This window comes from Georgenia yuyongxinii (genome assembly GCF_006352065.1).
Taxonomy (GTDB): Bacteria; Actinomycetota; Actinomycetes; order Actinomycetales; family Actinomycetaceae; genus Georgenia; species Georgenia yuyongxinii.
This window is the reverse complement of the sequence record NZ_CP040915.1, coordinates 3,562,936-3,579,856: the sequence shown is the minus strand read 5'-3', so window position 1 is coordinate 3,579,856 and position 16,921 is coordinate 3,562,936. Positions and strand designations below refer to the sequence as shown.

At 74.0% G+C, this 16,921-nt stretch carries 14 protein-coding genes and 1 pseudogene; 9 read left to right on the top strand and 6 right to left on the bottom strand.

What is annotated here, in order from left to right; translation table 11 throughout:
* Window positions 1-197 precede the first annotated feature (197 nt).
* Window positions 198-680, bottom strand: coding sequence for a PLD nuclease N-terminal domain-containing protein (locus FE374_RS16265; protein ID WP_139930226.1), 483 nt, complete (start codon window positions 678-680; stop codon window positions 198-200).
* Between the two features lie 80 nt (window positions 681-760).
* Here FE374_RS16265 and FE374_RS19980 point away from each other — a divergent pair.
* A pseudogene (locus FE374_RS19980) lies at window positions 761-883 on the top strand (DUF4229 domain-containing protein); the annotation flags it as partial.
* A 201-nt stretch (window positions 884-1,084) separates the two neighbouring features.
* Here FE374_RS19980 and FE374_RS16255 read toward each other — a convergent pair.
* Complete coding sequence (locus FE374_RS16255) at window positions 1,085-1,954, bottom strand: 1,4-dihydroxy-2-naphthoate polyprenyltransferase (protein WP_139930222.1); 870 nt, start codon at window positions 1,952-1,954, stop codon at window positions 1,085-1,087.
* A gap of 144 nt (window positions 1,955-2,098) precedes the next feature.
* A complete protein-coding gene (gene menE, locus FE374_RS16250; RefSeq protein ID WP_139930220.1) occupies window positions 2,099-3,391 on the bottom strand; it encodes an o-succinylbenzoate--CoA ligase in 1,293 nt (430 codons plus the stop codon).
* A gap of 62 nt (window positions 3,392-3,453) precedes the next feature.
* Between menE and FE374_RS16245 the strand changes: the two genes are divergently transcribed.
* Entirely contained in the window at window positions 3,454-4,617 is a 1,164-nt protein-coding gene (locus FE374_RS16245) for a DUF3048 domain-containing protein (protein WP_139930218.1), read from the top strand.
* Between the two features lie 79 nt (window positions 4,618-4,696).
* Here FE374_RS16245 and FE374_RS16240 read toward each other — a convergent pair whose 3' ends face one another.
* On the bottom strand, window positions 4,697-5,677 hold the full coding sequence (locus tag FE374_RS16240; protein WP_139930216.1) for a 1,4-dihydroxy-2-naphthoyl-CoA synthase: 981 nt from the start codon (window positions 5,675-5,677) through the stop codon (window positions 4,697-4,699).
* Window positions 5,678-5,751: 74 nt separating this feature from the next.
* Window positions 5,752-7,737: an HNH endonuclease signature motif containing protein gene (locus FE374_RS16235; RefSeq protein ID WP_139930214.1), complete on the bottom strand. Its 1,986-nt coding sequence runs from the start codon at window positions 7,735-7,737 to the stop codon at window positions 5,752-5,754.
* Between the two features lie 59 nt (window positions 7,738-7,796).
* Here FE374_RS16235 and FE374_RS16230 point away from each other — a divergent pair, with 59 nt between their 5' ends.
* Genes FE374_RS16230 through FE374_RS16210 form a run of 5 tightly spaced genes read left to right on the top strand, consistent with a single transcriptional unit; the run spans window position 7,797 to window position 13,084 of the window.
* The gene (locus tag FE374_RS16230) at window positions 7,797-8,120 is read left to right on the top strand and encodes a DMT family transporter (RefSeq protein ID WP_139930212.1); all 324 of its coding nucleotides are present in this window, start codon (window positions 7,797-7,799) and stop codon (window positions 8,118-8,120) included.
* Window positions 8,117-8,740, top strand: coding sequence for a TetR/AcrR family transcriptional regulator (locus tag FE374_RS16225; RefSeq protein ID WP_139930209.1), 624 nt, complete (start codon window positions 8,117-8,119; stop codon window positions 8,738-8,740). The genes FE374_RS16230 and FE374_RS16225 overlap by 4 nt, the downstream gene beginning before the upstream one ends.
* Before the next feature lie 24 nt (window positions 8,741-8,764).
* Window positions 8,765-9,748: an o-succinylbenzoate synthase gene (locus tag FE374_RS16220; RefSeq protein ID WP_139930207.1), complete on the top strand. Its 984-nt coding sequence runs from the start codon at window positions 8,765-8,767 to the stop codon at window positions 9,746-9,748.
* Window positions 9,745-11,595 carry a 2-succinyl-5-enolpyruvyl-6-hydroxy-3-cyclohexene-1-carboxylic-acid synthase gene (gene menD, locus FE374_RS16215; protein WP_139930205.1) on the top strand — a complete coding sequence of 617 codons (1,851 nt, stop codon included), beginning with the start codon at window positions 9,745-9,747 and terminating at the stop codon, window positions 11,593-11,595. The genes FE374_RS16220 and menD overlap by 4 nt, the downstream gene beginning before the upstream one ends.
* Before the next feature lie 25 nt (window positions 11,596-11,620).
* Complete coding sequence (locus FE374_RS16210) at window positions 11,621-13,084, top strand: S1C family serine protease (protein WP_139930203.1); 1,464 nt, start codon at window positions 11,621-11,623, stop codon at window positions 13,082-13,084.
* Between the two features lie 56 nt (window positions 13,085-13,140).
* On the opposite strand, the gene FE374_RS16205 is transcribed toward FE374_RS16210, so the two are convergent.
* Window positions 13,141-14,634, bottom strand: a complete 1,494-nt coding sequence (locus tag FE374_RS16205; protein WP_139930202.1) for an isochorismate synthase — start codon at window positions 14,632-14,634, stop codon at window positions 13,141-13,143.
* A 75-nt stretch (window positions 14,635-14,709) separates the two neighbouring features.
* Here FE374_RS16205 and FE374_RS16200 point away from each other — a divergent pair, with 75 nt between their 5' ends.
* Both FE374_RS16200 and FE374_RS16195 read left to right on the top strand, forming a co-directional pair.
* A complete protein-coding gene (locus FE374_RS16200) occupies window positions 14,710-15,405 on the top strand; it encodes a demethylmenaquinone methyltransferase (protein WP_139930201.1) in 696 nt (231 codons plus the stop codon).
* A 204-nt stretch (window positions 15,406-15,609) separates the two neighbouring features.
* Window positions 15,610-16,896: a geranylgeranyl reductase family protein gene (locus tag FE374_RS16195; protein WP_223173562.1), complete on the top strand. Its 1,287-nt coding sequence runs from the start codon at window positions 15,610-15,612 to the stop codon at window positions 16,894-16,896.
* Window positions 16,897-16,921: the final 25 nt, after the last annotated feature.

Sequence of the window (16,921 nt, the reverse complement as noted above, 5' to 3'; positions counted from 1 at the left end):
AACGCGGCACGCTCTATGCGCGCGCGGATCCAGACTGGAACGAGATGGCGAAAATGGTTGGCACGGCAACCATCTTCGCCATCTCGTTGGTCGGCACCTGGCCGACCGAGGCGTTGATGCCCGCGAGGTTGTGGACCAGGACTGGTCGGGCCTGTGCGCGGGCGGTATCGCGCGGACGATGTGGTGCGATCGGGTCGTCAGGGATGCCGCGGCGTGCCCGGCGTGACGTCGCCGTCGTCGCTGCTGGAGCCCTCGGCGCTGCCGCCCGGACTCTCGTCAGGGGCGTCGTCGTTCTTGGTGCCCTCCGGTGGACCCTCAGCCCTGCCACGTGCCCGCCGCTCGCGCTCGGCCCGGCGCTGCTCCGCCTCGAGGCGGGCGAGGAACTCCGGGTCGTCGTCGGGGGCCACCGGGCCGCTGCGCCAGGGCGTGCGACGGGTCGGTTCGGCGCTCCACAGGCCGGGTTGCGGCCGGGTGCCGGCCTGCCGCGACGCCTCCGCCAGGGCGATGCGGCTGATGACGATCCAGGCGAGCGCACCGAGCCCGGGGAACACCACGATCAGCACCAGCCAGAGGAACTTGGGGATCCCGGCCGGCATGCGGTCGCCCGGCGTGCGCACGCAGTCGATGAGTGCGTACACGATGACGGCGACCAGAAGGATCACCGGGAAAAGCCTACCCATGTCCCCCAGGGTAGTCGGCGCGCTTCCCGGACGTGCAGGCGGGCCAGGGACACCCCCTACGTGCGCCGTAGGCTGGGAGGATGCGTCTGCTCGTCTACACCGTGCTCCGGCTGCTCCTCGTGCTCGCAGCGGCGGGGGTGCTCTACCTGATCGGCATGCGCTCGTGGTTGCTGTGGGTGACCGCCGTCGTCGTGGGGGCCCTGCTCTCCTACCTGGTGCTGCGCCCGCAGGGCCGCGCTGCGGCCGAGGTCATCGCCGAGCTCAGCCCGCTGCGGGAGGACCGACCCACCTTCTCAGCCGCGGCTGAGGACGATGCCGCCTACGAGGACGCCCTCGTGGACGACGCCGGAAGTGCGGGTGCGGGGCCAGCCACCACGACCAGCGCCGCGGCCGCCGGCAACATGCTAGAGAGCCAGGCCGACCCCGAGCAGCACGCCGTAGCCGAGCTCGAGGAGCCCGGTGTCGCGCAGGACCACGATCAGGTCCCGCCCGGCCGCACCGGAGAGCACGACCCGCGAGACGCGGAACGTCCACGGGGCGAGCAACAGCACGAGCAGCGCCCACGGTGAGACCGCCGAGCACGCCACACCCAGCGCCAGCGGCAGCCACACCATGAGGGCGTAGACCACGCGGGCCGGCCGGTCCCCGAGCCGCACGGCCAGCGTGTGCTTGCCCACCTGGGCGTCGGTCGGCAGGTCGCGGATGTTGTTGACCATCAGCAGGGCGCAGGCGATGAGCCCGATCCCGACGGCGCCTGCCCAGGCGGGCCAGGACAGCTGCAGGGCCTGCGTCCAGGTGGTGCCGAGCGTGGCGAGCAGGCCGAAGAACACGAAGACCCCCACCTCGCCCAGGCCCATGTACCCGTAGGGCCTGGACCCGCCGGTGTAGCCCCACGCCGCGACGATCGCCACCGCCCCCGCGGCCAGCAGCCACCACGTGCCGGACACTGCCACGAGCGCCAGCCCGAGCACCGCGCCGAGGCCGAGGCTGAGCAGCGCGGCACGCTTCACCGTGGCCGGGCTGGCCTTGCCGCCGCCGGTCAGGCGCGGGGGTCCGGTGCGGACGTCGTCGGTGCCGCGGACGCCGTCGGAGTAGTCGTTGGCGAAGTTCACGCCAATCTGGAGGGCGAGGGCTACCCCGCCGGCGAGCAGCGCCCGCCCCGCCGACGCCTGCCCGAGCCCGGCCGCCGCCCCTGTGCCGAGAATCACCGGGGAGACCGCGGCGGGCAGCGTGCGCACGCGCGCACCTTCGAGCCAGTCGGCGAGCGTGGCCATGAAACTCCGTCCAGACATGGGGGCGCGGACCGGCCGCGGCCGGTCAGAAGAACACCCGAGGATATCTGGGCGGGCGGCACCCACCGTCGGACGGCCCGATGGCCTGCGCCGTCGTCTGCGGCTAGGCCTGCGCCGTCGACCCGCCTACGCCTGCGCCGTCGACCCTCCGTGCCGCTCGACCAGGGCCAGTCCCGGCTCCGCGAGCGCCGCTGCCGCGAGCCGGGCCGCGCCGATCCTGTCGACCTTTCCGGGCCCACGCGCGGGGAGGTGGTCCAGGACCACCACCGCCCGCGGGGCGTGCGCGCCGCCCAGGCGGGCACGGACGGCGGCGCGCAGCTCGCTCAAGCCGGGGACCGGCCGGCCCGGCACGGGGGCCACGACGGCGGTGACGAGCTGGCCCCACTCGGCGTCGGGCACCCCGACGACGACGACCTCGCCCACGCTGTCGTGCTCGCTGAGCACCCGCTCGACGGCGGTGGGGGAGACCTTGACCCCGCCGGTGTTGAGGACCTCGTCGACGCGGCCGAGCACGGTCAGGCGCTGAGCGCCGTCGCGGTCCTCGAGGTGGCCACGGTCGGAGGTGCGCAGCCACCGGCCGCCCGGTTCGGTGCGGAACGCGGCGGCGTCCGCGGCGGCGTCGTCGAGGTAGCCCGCGGCGAGCATGGGACCGCTGAGCTCGACACGGTCGTCCTCGGTCAGCCGCAGCCGGACACCGGGCAGCGGCACGCCGTCGTAGACGCAGCCGCCGCCGGTCTCGGTCATGCCGTAGGTGGTCACCACCCGCAGCCCGGCGTCCCGGGCGCGCTGGAGGGTCCGCCGCCCGGACGCGGCGCCGCCGACGAGGATCGCCGCGAGCCGGCGCAGCGGGGCGGTCGCCGCCTCGCCGGCGTCGAGCACCCGGACGAGCTGGGTGGGCACCAGCGAGAGGTACCCGGGGGCGTCGTCGCCCATGGCGGCCGCCGCGGCGGCGAGGGCGCCCGGGTCGAACCCGGCGGAGGTGTCCAGGACCACCGGTGCGGTCCCCGCGACCAGTGAGCGCACGAGCACCTGCAGCCCGGCCACGTGGTGGGCGGGGACGGCGAGCAGCCATCGGCCGGGGCCGGCGAGCCGCTCGTGGGTGGCGCGGGCGGACGCCGTCAGGGCGTCGGCGGTGAGCGCGACCAGGTGACCGCGGCCGGTGGTGGAGCCGGAGGTCTGCAGGACGGCGGCGGTGCCGGCCGGGAGGGGCACCTGAAGGCGGGCCCGCAGCTCGGTGACCACCTGCGAGCCCGGCCGGCTCGGTGCGTGCGGGACGAGGACGGGGGCTGCGCCGTCGGCCAGGACCGTGCGTAGCGCGTCAACGAGGAGGGTGACCTGGTGAGGGGCGGTGCCGCCCGCGACCGGCACAAGATCGGGCGGGCCGGGCTGTCCGGGGGGCGACGCGAGTTCCGGGGTCACCGGTTAGAGGCTAGTCCGCAACTAACCTTGACCGTGACTTCCCCCGCAGAGAGCAGGCCACCATGAGCACGCCCACGGATCGCGCGACAACGCCCGGTGGGGGCCGCGGCCGTGCCATTGCCCGGGAGACGCTTCGGCGGCGCCGGCCCCGGCGGGGACGCCTGACGACGGCGGTCCTCGCCTCGGCGCTGCTCGCGCTCGCGGCCTGCACGTCGCAGGGGGAGCCCGAGCCCGCCCCGAGCACCACGGCGAGCGCGGCGCCGTCGGTGAGTCTTCCGGGGAAGCCGGTGCCCCAGCCGCTGCCGGCCCGTTGGCCGCTGACCGGTGTCGCTGGGGAGATCCAGGAGCGCCCCGCACTGTCGGTGAAGGTCGAGAACTCCGCGGCCGCGCGCCCCCAGACGGGGCTGGAGGACGCCGACGTCGTGTGGGAGGAGCTGGTCGAGGGCGGGATCACCCGGTTCAACGCCGTGTACCACTCCGTCGTACCTGGTGAGGTCGGCCCGATCCGGTCCGTGCGCCCGATGGACGCGGCGATCGCCGCGCCGCTGGGTGGGCTGATGGCGTTCTCAGGGGGCCAGGTGCCGTTCGTCCAGCAGATCCGCGACGCCGGGCTGCAGGTGCTCAGCAACGACGAGGGTGTGGCCGGGATGTATCGCGTCGGTTTCCGTCGGGCGCCGCACAACGTCTACGGCTCCGGGCCGGACCTGCTCGCCCAGGCCGACGCCGACCACTCCGCGCCGCCTCCGCAGCAGCTGGTGTACGCCTGGCACCCCGCTCGCGCCAGTGCCGTGCTCAAGGGCACCCTGGTGTCGGTGGTCGACGTGTCCTTCCCGCGGACCGCGCCGGGCTGGACATGGGACGGTGCCGCCGACCCCGGCCGGGGCGGGCCCGCCGGGGCGTGGGTGCGTGACGATAACGGTGTGGTGCAGACCTCCGCCGCCGGCGCCCGGCTCCTCGCCACGAACGTGGTCGTGCTGAGAGTGCAGGTGGTCGACACCGGCTCCCGCGACCCCGCCGGCAACCCCGTGCCGGAGACCGTGCTGACCGGCGAGGGGGACGCCGTCGTCGCCTCGGGCGGGAAGGTGCTCGAGGCTCGCTGGTCCAAGGCTGCGACAGCCGACCCCGTGGTGCTCACGGACCCAGACGGCGGACAGGTCACGCTGGTGCCGGGCACCACGTGGATCGAGCTGGTGCCCGTGAACGGCGGGGCGGTCTCCTGGCAGTAGGCGGCTGCCCGCCCGGGTGTGGTGATCCGGGCGGGCTCGTCAGCAGTAGCAGGCTCGTCAGCAGTAGTAGGTGAACTCGTCAGTAGTAGTAGGGGAACCCCGACCAGTCCGGGTCGCGCCGCTGGAGGAAGGCGTCCCGGCCCTCCACGGCCTCGTCGGTCATGTAGGCCAGCCGGGTGGCCTCGCCGGCGAACACCTGCTGGCCGGCTAGCCCGTCGTCGGCCATGTTGAACGCGAACTTGAGCATCCGCATCGCCTGGGGCGACTTCGTCGCGATGATGCGCGCGTACTGCAGGGCGAGGACCTCGAGCTGTTCGTGGTCGACGACCTCGTTGACCGCGCCCCACCGCTCGGCGTCCTCCGCGGAGTATTCCCGGGCGAGGAAGAAGATCTCCCGGGCGCGCTTGTCACCGACCTGTCGGGCGAGCAGGGCCGAGCCATAGCCCGCGTCGAAGGAGCCGACGTTGGCGTCGGTCTGCATGAAGCGGGCGTGCTGCCGGGAGGCGATCGACAGGTCGCACACCACGTTCAGGCTGTGCCCGCCGCCGGCTGCCCAGCCGGGTACCGCGGCGATCACCACCTTGGGCATGGTGCGGATCAGGCGCTGGACCTCGAGGATGTGCAGGCGGCCTGCGCGGGCGGGGTCGATCTGCTCGCGGCGCTGGTCCAGCGGGGCCTCGTCGTTGGCGCCCGCTGTCTCGTAGCGGTAGCCGTCGCGGCCCCGGATGCGCTGATCGCCGCCCGAACAGAAGGCCCAACCGCCGTCCTTGGGACTTGGGCCGTTGCCGGTGAGGATCACAGCAGCGACGTCGGAGGTCATCCGGGCGTGGTCCAGGGCCCGGTACAGCTCGTCGACCGTGTGCGGGCGGAAGGCGTTGCGCACCTCGGGCCGGTCGAACGCGATGCGCACCACCGGCAGGTCCCGCTCGGTCTCCCCGGACCGGTCCACCCCGCGGTGGTAGGTGATGTCGGTGAAGTCGGTGCCGACCACCTCACGCCATACGGTCGGGTCGAAGATGTCGGACACGCGGTCGGGCTGCTCACTCACGTCGCTCACCATAATCGGCCCGGTCGATGGGTCGGTGTGTGCTCGGGTGGCGGCCTCGGAGCTCTCGTGCCTGGGAGGGCGGTTGGTCAGAACGGTGCCGGATCGTCGTACTCCGGGGCCCAGCCGCTGGTGAGCGGTTCGCCGGTGCGGGGGTGCATCGGCGTGGTCCGGCCGTCGGCCTCGCGGCGGTAGGTGCGGCCTGTGCGTCGGCTGGTCCAGTCAAAGACGCCGGGGCTGACCTGACGTACCTGAAAGTCCCCGACCGTCTTGAGCCGGTGGTCGATGGAGCAGCCTGCGCCGAGGTTGGCGTACGCGGTCGACCCGCCGCGGGCGAACGCCTGGCTGTGGTCGAGCTCGCAGCCGTCGGCGTCGGCGCCGCACCCGGGCCGGAAACAGGTGCGGTCGCGGGCGCGGACGAGTGCGGCGAGATCGGCCGGCGGCCGGTATCGAGCTTGGCCGATGTCGAGGACGGTGCCGCTGAGCGGGTCGGTGACCAGGCGCCGCCAGGTTCCGCCGAGCGCGAGGGCGCGGGCAGTCGCGGGATCGATCGGGCCGTACCCGTGCAGGGTGCCGGGCTCGTCGCCGCCGAGCAGCGTGGTCATCGGCACGGTGACGTTGATTCTGACCGGGACACCGCCGACCTCACCCACCGGGAACCATGGCCGTGCCTTGACCTCCGGCGGTGGCGGTGGCGCGTCCGGTGGTGTGGGTGGCGGGTCCGGTGGTGACGCTGAACAGTCCTGCGGTGCGGCCGCCGGATCCGGAGAGTTCACGGGGGCTGGCGTCACGGCGGGAGTCGATCCACTGGTGTCCGCGGGCGGTTCCACGACCGGTGTGCTGCCGTTCCTGCGGACCTCGCCTCCCGTCTCGGCCGTCCCGTGGTCAGTCGTCTCGGCCCTGCCGTGGTCGTTCGGGCACTTGTCGGTCGGATCGGCCGGGCCACCACCAAAGGGATCGGGCTCCGGATCGAGGAACATGAACTCGCGCCGCTCGCGTGGGGGCGGAGGCTTGCGAGGATCCACGGGGGGCGGCGCGGGCCGTGGGATTGGTGTCGGCTCACCCGCGGGATTTCCGAAGCCACCCTGTGCCAGCGCACCGGCGCCGACAGCAGCGAGGATGTCCGCCCGAAGCTGCTCCACGGTCCGGGAGTCTCCGGTGGCCTTGGCCGAGCGGGCGGCGCCGTCCAGGGCCAGATCGAGCGCCAGCGCGTCCGGCGCGGTGAAGACCGCGTAGATCGAGGCCATCCCGTCGGGCAGATGGCGGGGGTGACAGACCCGGCGACGAGACCGCGCTGCCTTGTGCCGTGCATCGACGTCGTGGTGGTCCGCCTCGATGAGCGCCCGGCTGAGATCCTGGGCGAACTGGGGGTGAGTGCGGTTCGGGGCGGTTGGCAGGACGGCGTCCTGGACCGCTTCGCACACGGGGTAGGGCAGGTGCTCCAAGGCAGCGGCCACCATCTCCGCCTTCCGCGGGTCGAGCACGCCGTGCTCGAGCGCTTCACCCGTGGTCATGAGGGGGCCTGTCAGTGCCAGTCCGGTGTCGACCAGCTTCTTCATCGCCTGCCGCGTCATGCCCAGCCGCATGGCCAGCTCGGTGGTGGCGGCGAGGGTCGCGGTGCCGGTGCCGAGATCGTCGGTGAACTGGGTGACCAGGGCCGCGATCGCCTCGGCCCGACGCGCGTAGGTGAACGAGATCGTCCGCGACCACTGCGCGACGAGCTCGACCAGATCGGTCACATCCTGTCCGAACGGCTCGATCGGATCCAGGGTCGCGATCAGCCGAGCGCCGACGAGACCTTGGGCGGTGTCCAGCAGTGGCGCCAACGCCGACTCCGGCTCGAGAGGTGCGGTCTCTTCCGCGGCCGAACGCTGCTCGCGGTCCGCGGGCTCGTCGGCCCGCGACGTCGCCAGTGGCCCGGGATCGTCGGGCCCTGCCTGCTCGGGAACTCCATCGTTTTCGAACATATGTCTACCATAGGGCCGGCCACTGACATCGTGCCGATGGGGTCGCGCAACTGTGGATGAAGGCGTGCGGAAGCAAAGCGTTGCTGTGCGCGGTTCCGGCAGACGCATCCGCACGCCAACCCCGGGAAGGTGTATCTTGGTACATCCGTACCAGAAAGGGGGCCGCCATGGCCTGGATCGTCCTTATCGTGTCCGGCCTTCTCGAGGCCGGCTGGGCGCTGTCGCTCAAGGCGTCCGACGGGTTCAGCCGTCTGTGGCCCTCGGTGAGCTTCCTGGTGCTGGCCACGCTCAGCTTCGTCGGCCTCGCCTACGCCCTGCGGACCTTGCCGGTCGGTACGGCCTACGCGGTGTGGACCGGGATCGGCGCGAGCGTGACGGCCGTCGTCGGGATGGCCGTGCTGGGCGAGGGGACCTCCGTGCTCAAGCTCGTGTCCCTGGTCCTGATCGTCGCCGGCATCATCGGCCTGCACGTCGCCGAGAACGTCGCTTGACGCCCGGCGGCACGGACCGCCCGGGAAAGGGAGCCCGGCGGCGCCAGGAGATCATCGAGGCCGCAGCCGAGATCATCCTCGCCGAGGGGCCGGGTGCGGTGACCCACCGAGGGGTCGCGGCGCGTGCGAGGTGCTCGCTCTCGGCCACCACCTACTACTTCTCCGGCATCGACGAGCTGCTCGAGGCGGCAGGCGCCCATCTCGTCGGACGATGGGCGGAGCAGGCGGAACGCGTACGGGACGACCACAGAACGACCGCCGACCGTGCCGCTGTCGGTGCGCGTGACCGTGCCAGTGACCTCGACGCTGCCGAAGCGCGTGGCGCCCGTCGGGCCGACGTCGTCGGCGCCGTGCTCGCCGCACTGCTACCCCCGGACGGGGAGGTCCGCGGCCACTACCAGCAGCTGCTGATGGCGGGTGCCTCACCGGCGCTGGCCCGGGCCTACCAGGCCGGCCGTGGCCGGCTCGACGCCGCCATCTCCGACCTCCTCGCGAGGGCGGGCAGCGCCTGCCCCGGGCCGCTCGCCGTCGCCGTCGTGGACGGTGCGGTCGTCAGCGCGCTGAGCGAGGGCCGCGACGTCCGCAAGACCGCCACCGACCTCCTCCGGCACGTGGTGTAGGTGCGTCCTCCTATCCTGGCCACCATGTCCGTTCCCCGACCCGGCCCGATCCCGGTGCGCGCCGTGTACGCCATCCCCCTGCGCACCCGCTTCCGCGGGCTGACCGTGCGCGACGGCGTCCTCCTGCGCGGCGCCGCCGGGTGGGGCGAGGTCTCCCCCTTCTGGGACTACGACGCTCCCGAGTCCGCCGCATGGCTGCAGGCTGGCCTGGAGGCCGCCGAGCAGGGCTGGCCCGAGCCGGTGCGCAGCTCGGTGCCCGTCAACGTCACCGTCCCCGCCGTCGGCCCGCAGCAGGCGGCCCGCATCGTCGCCGCGTCCGGAGGTTGCACGACGGCGAAGGTCAAGGTCGCCGAGCCGGGCCAGTCCCTCGCCGAGGAGCAGGAGCGGCTGGAGGCTGTCCGCGACGCCCTCGGGACTGCGGGCAAGGTCCGTATCGACGCCAACGCCGGGTGGGACCTGGAGACCGCCGTCACCCGCCTCCGACACCTGGACCGGGCCGCCGGTGAGCTGGAGTACGCCGAGCAGCCCTGCGCGAGCGTGGCCGACCTGGCGGCGCTGCGCCGCCGCACGCACGTGCCGATCGCCGCGGATGAGTCCATCCGCCGCGCGGCGGACCCGCTGGCCGTGCGCCGGGCGGAGGCGGCGGACGTCGTCGTGCTGAAGGTCCAGCCCCTCGGCGGGGTCCGGGCGTGCCTGCGGCTAGCCGAGGAGGTGGGACTCCCGGTGGTCGTGAGCTCGGCTCTGGAGAGCTCGGTCGGCATCGCGGCCGGGTTAGCACTGGCCGCCGCCTTGCCCGAGCTGCCCTACGCCTGCGGCCTGGCCACGGTGCACCTCTTCGAGCGCGACACCGTGCCGGACCCGCTGCTCCCGGTGGACGGTCAGCTCGCCGTGCGTCGGCCCGAGCCCACCCCGGCCGCCCTCGACGCGGTGGCCGCGCCTCCTGAGCTGACCGAACGGTGGCGGAGCCGCCTGACGGAGATGGCCGGGCACCTGGCGGTCCTCTCATGAGGGACGACGGCGGAGCGCGGCTTGGCCCGACGGCGCAGCCGGTCACGGCACCGGTGCCGACGGCGGCTGACGACTCGGCGATCGAGCCCGCTACCGCCACGGCCCGCGAGCTCGTCACGACCCTGGTGGCGCACGGTGTGCGGGACGTCGTTCTCGCACCCGGTTCGCGCAGCGCCCCGCTGGCCTACGCTCTGCAGGCCGCCGAGGCGGCCGGCTGGCTGAGTCTGCACGTGCGCATCGACGAGCGCGTCGCAGGCTTCGTCGCGGTCGGGCTGACCCGGGCCGGCGCGATCGAGGCGGATGGTGCGCCGGGGCGCCCGGTCGCCGTCGTGACGACGTCGGGCACCGCCGTCGCCAACCTGCACCCCGCCGTGCTCGAGGCCACCCATGCCGGCCTGCCGCTCGTGATCATCAGCGCCGACCGCCCCCACGAGATGCGCGGCACGGGCGCGAACCAGACCACCGACCAGGTGGGGATCTTCGGCTCGGCCGTGCGCTACGCCGTCGACCTGCCGGCCGGTGCACCCGGCGGCTCTCATCTGGACCAGATCCTCACCCGGGCGCTGGCCGCCGCGCAGGGGCTGCGCAGCAACCACCCCGGGCCCGTGCACCTCAACGTCGCCCTGCGCGACCCCCTGGCACCTGCCACGCCATGGCGCCCGGGCCAGCCGCCGGCGCCGCGCCGTGTCGTCGCCTCACCCGCACCCCCCACACCGGAGGCGCTGAGGGCCGGCCCGCGCACGGTCGTCGTGGCCGGCGACGCCGCCGGGCCCGCGGCCCGTGCGCTCGCCGAGGCCGCGGGCTGGCCGCTGCTGGCCGAGCCCACCTCCGGTGCCCGAGCGGGGGAGAACGCGATCGGCCCCTACCGGCTGCTCCTGGCCGAGCCGGCGCTGGGTGGCGCCATCGAGCGGGTGGTGGTCCTCGGCCGGCCCACGCTCTCCCGCCCGGTGAGCGCGCTCCTCGCGCGGGCGGGCGTCGAGATCGTCGTCGTCGCGCCCCGCGGCACCTGGCCGGACGTGGCCGGGACGGCCGCCCGGGTGGTCGGTGCGGTCGCCGCGCCGGCGCGGCCGGCCGACGACGATGCCGCGTGGCTGCACCGGTGGCGGGCGGCGGGAGCCGCGGCCCAGCAGGCCCTCGACCAGGAGATCGCCCAGCCGGGCCGACCGGTCGACGGACTGCTGCTCGCCCGCCACGTCGCGCGGGCGGCGGGCCGCTCCGAAGGGCCGAGGGTGCTCGTGGCCGGCTCGTCCAACATCGTGCGCGACCTCGACCTGGTCGCCGCCCCGTGGGACCCGGACCGGCGGCCGATGGCGGTGGCCAACCGTGGCCTGGCCGGCATCGACGGCACCATCAGCACCGCCACCGGGCTCGCCCTGGGTCTGGACCAGCCGGTCCGGGCGGTCATGGGGGACCTGACGTTCCTCCACGACGCCGGCGCCCTGCTCCGAGGCGCCCTCGAGGACGAGGTGGACCTGCAGGTGGTCGTGCTCAACGATGGCGGCGGGGGGATCTTTGCCACCCTCGAGCACGGTGCCCCGGAACGCGCCGGGCAGTTCGAGCGGATCTTCGGTACCCCACAGCACGTCGACCTCGCCGCGCTCGCCGCCGCCTACGGCGCACGGCACACCCTGGTGGAGGACGCCGGCCACCTGCGCACCGTCCTCGCCGAGCCGGTGCGTGGGCGCAGCGTCGTCGAGGTCCCCGCGGGGCGCGCCGACCTGCGGGTTCGTCGCGCGGCGCTGGCGCGAGTGGTGCAGGAGGCCGTGAACGAGGCTCTCCGTGCGGGGGGCGCCCAGGAAGTTCCCAGGTTACGTGGAGGTCTTCTCAAGAATCCGGGTGTTACGTAGGGGCAACCAAGCACGGAGGACTTCCATGAGCACCAACGACCAGCAGCCCCGGCCGAACCAGTGGTCCGCCCCCACCCCCGGCGCGCCCACCTACGGTGAGACCGTGGAAGGTGCACGGTCCACCGGCACGGACTGGAACAACCCGTACCGCGCGCCGCACAGCCCCTACGGCGGCCCGGCCGGCGGCCCCGCCCAGCCGAGCGAACCCGGCCGCCCCACCGCCGGCCACCCGACCCAGGCGGGCAGCGCCTTCGGCGCGTGGGACGCGCACGGCAACCGCACCCAGCCCGGTGGTCCCGGCGGGAGTCACGGCACCCCGGGCGGCGGCACCTCTGCGGGACCGGGCGGGCCGCGCCGTCGGCCGACATGGGTAGGCCTCGTCGCGACGGCGGCCGGTGCGGCGGTTCTCGCCAGTGTGGGCACCGCCGGCCTGACCGGTGCGTTCGACGAGCCCACCCCGACGGCGGCGACCTCCACCTCCGCCCAGAGCAGCTCCGGCGCCAACGCCGCCCCGGTGGTCACCTCCACCACGGACGACCCCGACTGGGCGAACGTCGCCGCCGCCGTCCGGCAGAGCGTGGTCGCGATCGACGTGCGCACGACCTCGGGGGAGGGGGCCGGCTCGGGTGTCATCATCGACACCGACGGACACATCCTGACCAACGACCACGTCGTCGGCGACGCCGTCGACGGCGGCATCCAGGTCACCCTCTACGACGGCCGCATCTACGAGGCCACCGTCGCCGGCACGGACCCCGCCACGGACCTCGCCGTCATCACGCTCACCGACCCGCCCGCGGACCTGCAGGCCGCGACGCTGGGCAACTCCGACGACGTCGTCGTCGGCGACCCGGTCGCCGCCGTCGGCAACCCGCTGGGCCTGAGCTCGACGGTGACCACCGGCATCGTCTCCGCCCTCGACCGGCCGGTGCAGACCTCCGAGCAGACCCAGGTCCCCGGCCAGCAGGGCGTGCAGGTGGTGACCAACGCGATCCAGGTCGACGCGGCCATCAACCCGGGCAACTCGGGCGGTCCGCTCTTCGATGCCGCGGGGCGCGTCATCGGCATCAACAGCTCCATCGCGAGCATGCCGACGGCCTCCGGCTCTGCCGGCAACATCGGCCTGGGCTTCGCGATCCCCAGCAACCTGGCCAAGCAGGTGGCCGGACAGCTCATCGCCGACGGGGTGGCCCAGCACGCCTACCTCGGTGTCACGATGCAGGACGGGCTCGCGAAGGTGGACGGCGCCGGCCGCGCCGGGGCCCAGGTCGAAGGCGTGCAGCCGAACACCCCGGCCCAGGCGGCGGGCCTGCAGCCCGGCGACGTGATCATCGGCATCGACGACGAGCCGGTCGACGGCGCACTGTCCTTGACCGGGTTCGTGCGCCAGTACGCCAGCGGGGACCAGGTCACGTTCACGGTGGTCCGCGGCGGCACGACCGTCGACGTGACCGCCACCCTCGCCACCCGCGAGGACCAGGCCGGCTGACGCCGCGCCTGGTGGGCGCCTCCCGGGGCGGTGCACCCGGGAGGCGCCGCGCCGTGTCAGCCGCCCAGCGCCTCGCGCATGGGTCGCAGCTTCGCCTCGGTCTCGGCCAGTTCCGCGTCGGGGTCGGAGGCCGCCACCACGCCGCAGCCGGCGAAGAGCCGCACCTCGTGCGGGTCGCTCGCCGAGAGCTCGCCGGACCGCAGGCCGATGCCCCACTCGCCGTCGCCGTCGGCCCCGATCCAGCCCACGGGGCCGGCGTAACGGCCCCGGTCCATCTGCTCGGCCGAGGCGAGGATCGCCGTCGCCAACCCCGTGGGGGTCCCGCCCACCGCCGCCGTCGGGTGCAGGGCCGCCGCGAGCGCCAGGCTCGAGGGCCCGTTCCCGCCGCCCGCGTGCGAGAGGTACGTGCTCGGGTGGCCGAGCGCGGCATCCACCGCACCGGTGACGTCGCTGGCCAGGTGCATGACGTTGGGCAGGTGCAGCACGAACGGCGCGTCCGGCACGTTGATGCTCGCGCAGTACGGACGCAGCGCCCGCACCAGGGACGCGACGGCGAGCTCGTGCTCCTCCAGGTCCTTCGAGGACCGGGCCAGCTCGGCCGCGCGGCGCAGGTCCGCGGCGTCGTCGCCCGTGCGCTCGATCGTCCCCGCGAGCACCCGGCACGCGGCCAGCCCCTTCTCCCGGCGCACCAGAAGCTCCGGCGTCGCCCCCACCAGATGGTCGACGGCGAAGGTCCAGCACCCGGGGTAGTCGGCAGCCAGCCGGCCCAGCAGGTGGCGCACGTCCAGCGGTGCGACGGCACGGGCGACGACGTCGCGCGCCATGACCACCTTCGCCACCTCACCGGCCCGGATGCGCCGCACCACCCCCGCCACGGCGGACCGCCACGCCTCCGGCGTCAGCGCGCCGTCCCGGTACGTCACCGGTCCCGGCTCGCCAACGGGTGCGGGGGCCGGCAGGCGGGCGCCGCGCGACGGCGTCTCGCCGACCCGGTGCACCGTGGTCAGCCAGGAACGGCCGTCGCGACGTCCGACAACGGTGCCCGGCACCACCAGCACGCCGCCCGCGGCGGAGTGGGGTGAGAAGGAGAAGGACCCGAACGCGACGGCGCCGCTGCCCGGCAGGCGGACCTCGTCGAGGACGTGCAGGCGCCCGACCGTCCGCGCCCAGGCCTGGTCCGCCGCCCGGATCCGGTCGGCGCCCGAGGTGCGCAGCCGCAGCGCCTCGCCCCAGCCCACGATGCCCTCGCCGCGGCGCACCCAGGAGAACGTCGTGGCGGGGTCCGCGGAGGGCAGCAGCGCAAGCAGGTCGCCCACGTCGGGGATCTCGACCGTGCGCACGACCAGGTCGGGACTGCTCTCCGGCGGCTCGTCGTCCGTGGTCGCGGACCCGGTCGACGTGGCCGTCGCGGCGGCCCGGGCGCGGAGATCCGCCACCGCGGGCAGCCCGTTCAGGGCAGCGGCGCGGGACGCCGCTGCGGCGCGGGACGCGGCGGGGACGGCGCGCAGTGCGCGGGCTCGCCCGGCGGCGTCGGAGGAGGAGGTGGTCATCGCGGGTAACGATAAGCCCGCCGTGATGGGCCCGCCGCGCCCATCGCCGCCCGGTCACCTGGGATGATGACGCCCATGAACCGAGCCAGCCTGGAGAAGAAGCCGCGTGAGGTCGCCCGCATGTTCGACGGGGTCGCCCAGCGCTACGACCTGACGAACGATGTCCTCTCCCTCGGGCAGGACCGGATCTGGCGTGTCGCTACCCGCAAGGCGGTCGGCGCCAGGCCGGGCGAGCGGGTGCTCGACCTCGCCGCCGGCACCGGCACCTCCTCGGAGGAGTACGCGGACGCGGGGATCGACGTCGTCCCCTGCGACTTCTCCACCGGGATGATGGCGGTCGGCAAGCGCCGCCGGCCGGACCTGCCGTTCGTCGCGGGCGACGCGACGGCGCTGCCCTTCGCGGACCAGACCTTCGATGCCGTGACGATCTCCTTCGGGCTGCGCAACGTGGTCGACACCGACCGGGCGCTGCGCGAGATGCTCCGCGTGACGCGCCCGGGCGGCCGGCTGGTGGTGTGCGAGTTCTCACGGCCCTCGTGGGCGCCGTTCCGGGCGGTGTACGAGACCTACCTCGGGCAGGTGCTGCCGCGCGTGGCCTCCCTGGTTTCCTCCAACACCGACGCGTACACCTACCTCACCGAGTCGATCCTCACCTGGCCCGCGCAGCGCGACCTCGCCGCCACCCTCCAGCGCGCCGGCTGGCGGCAGGTGGCCTACCGCAACCTCTCCGGCGGGATCGTCGCCCTGCACCGGGCCGTCCGCCCGGCCTGAGCGCCCGTTCGCGGCTCGCACGGGTGGCCGCACGCGCCGGCACCGGCGGCGAGGAACTGCCCGTTCCGACACGCGGTTAGGTATGCCTAACAAGAAAAGGTCGCGCCCGATTTGTAGACTCGACGGCGGTGCTCGGCCATTGGCCGCACCTGGGACGGCCGGAGGGCCAGTCAATTGGTCCTCGGTCGATGTAGGGAGGCTCTCGTGCGTGGTGACGACGCGGACGTCATCGTCGTCGGCGCCGGACCCGGTGGGGCCGCCACCGCCCACTACCTCGCCCTGACGGGACTGCAGGTCCTCCTGCTCGAGAAGGGCACCTTCCCGCGCGACAAGGTCTGCGGTGACGGGCTGACCCCGCGCGCCGTCGCCGAGCTCATCCGGATGGGCGTGTCCATCGAGGAGTCCGACGGCTGGATCCGCAACTGGGGGCTGCGCACCTACGGTGCCGGGCACCGCATCGAGCTGCCCTGGCCCGAGCTGGCCGAGATGCCCAACTACGGCCTGGCGCGCTCCCGCATGAACCTGGACGAGACGCTCGCCCGGCACGCCGTCGCCTCCGGCGCCGTCCTGCGCGAGGGCACCGCCGTCACCGGCCCGGTGCGCGACGAGCGGTCCGGCCGCATCCTCGGCGTCACCGCCAAGCCGGTGGACCCGAGCGGTCGCCGCGCAGGCGAGGACGTCACCTACCGGGCCCCGCTCGTGGTCGACGCCGGCGGCGTCTCCGCCCGCCTCGCCACGGCGATGGGCATCGAGAAGGACATGAACCGGCCCATGGGCGTGGCCGTGCGCACCTACTTCAAGTCCCCGCGCCACGACGACCCGATGATGGAGTCACACCTGGAGCTGTGGGACGGCAAGCCGGGGGAGTCAAACCTCATGCCCGGCTACGGGTGGATCTTCGCCCTGGGCGACGGCACCGTGAACGTCGGGCTCGGCTCCCTCAGCCCCACCGCCAAGGCCATGAACCTCGACTACAAGGGCCTCTTCCGCACCTGGATGCGCAACGCTCCCGAGGAGTGGGAGCTCACCGAGGAGAACCAGGTGGCGGACCTGCGCAGCGCCGCGCTGCCGATGGCCTTCAACCGCAAGCCGCATTACACCAAGGGCCTGTTCCTCGTGGGTGACTCCGGCGGGATGGTGTCCCCGTTCAACGGGGAGGGCATCGCCTACGCCATGCAGTCCGGCCGCATCGCCGCCGACGTCATCAGCCAGGCACTCGCCCGCCCCTCCGCCTACGGGCGCGAGAAGGCGCTGCGCACCTACCCCAAGATCCTCAGCGACGAGCTGGGCGGGTACTACACGCTCGGTCGGGCCTTCGCCCACCTCATCGGTCGCCCCGAGATCATGCGGTTCTGCGTGAAGTACGGGCTGCCCCGCCCAGTACTCATGCGGTTCGTCATGAAGCTGCTCTCGGACGGCTTCGACCGCCGGGACGGAGACTGGATGGATCGGTTGATCACAACCATGACCAAGGTCGTGCCAGCCGCATGACCGCCCACAACGGGCCTGGGACCTT

Coding starts and splice junctions, on each gene's coding strand:
- FE374_RS16265 (WP_139930226.1), bottom strand. CDS start 680: ATGGGTAGGCTTTTCCCGGTGATCCTTCTGGTCGCCGTCATCGTGTAC.
- FE374_RS16255 (WP_139930222.1), bottom strand. CDS start 1,954: ATGGCCACGCTCGCCGACTGGCTCGAAGGTGCGCGCGTGCGCACGCTG.
- FE374_RS16245 (WP_139930218.1), top strand. CDS start 3,454: ATGAGCACGCCCACGGATCGCGCGACAACGCCCGGTGGGGGCCGCGGC.
- FE374_RS16240 (WP_139930216.1), bottom strand. CDS start 5,677: ATGGTGAGCGACGTGAGTGAGCAGCCCGACCGCGTGTCCGACATCTTC.
- FE374_RS16235 (WP_139930214.1), bottom strand. CDS start 7,737: ATGCGTCTGCCGGAACCGCGCACAGCAACGCTTTGCTTCCGCACGCCT.
- FE374_RS16230 (WP_139930212.1), top strand. CDS start 7,797: ATGGCCTGGATCGTCCTTATCGTGTCCGGCCTTCTCGAGGCCGGCTGG.
- FE374_RS16220 (WP_139930207.1), top strand. CDS start 8,765: ATGTCCGTTCCCCGACCCGGCCCGATCCCGGTGCGCGCCGTGTACGCC.
- menD (WP_139930205.1), top strand. CDS start 9,745: ATGAGGGACGACGGCGGAGCGCGGCTTGGCCCGACGGCGCAGCCGGTC.
- FE374_RS16210 (WP_139930203.1), top strand. CDS start 11,621: ATGAGCACCAACGACCAGCAGCCCCGGCCGAACCAGTGGTCCGCCCCC.
- FE374_RS16205 (WP_139930202.1), bottom strand. CDS start 14,634: ATGACCACCTCCTCCTCCGACGCCGCCGGGCGAGCCCGCGCACTGCGC.
- FE374_RS16200 (WP_139930201.1), top strand. CDS start 14,710: ATGAACCGAGCCAGCCTGGAGAAGAAGCCGCGTGAGGTCGCCCGCATG.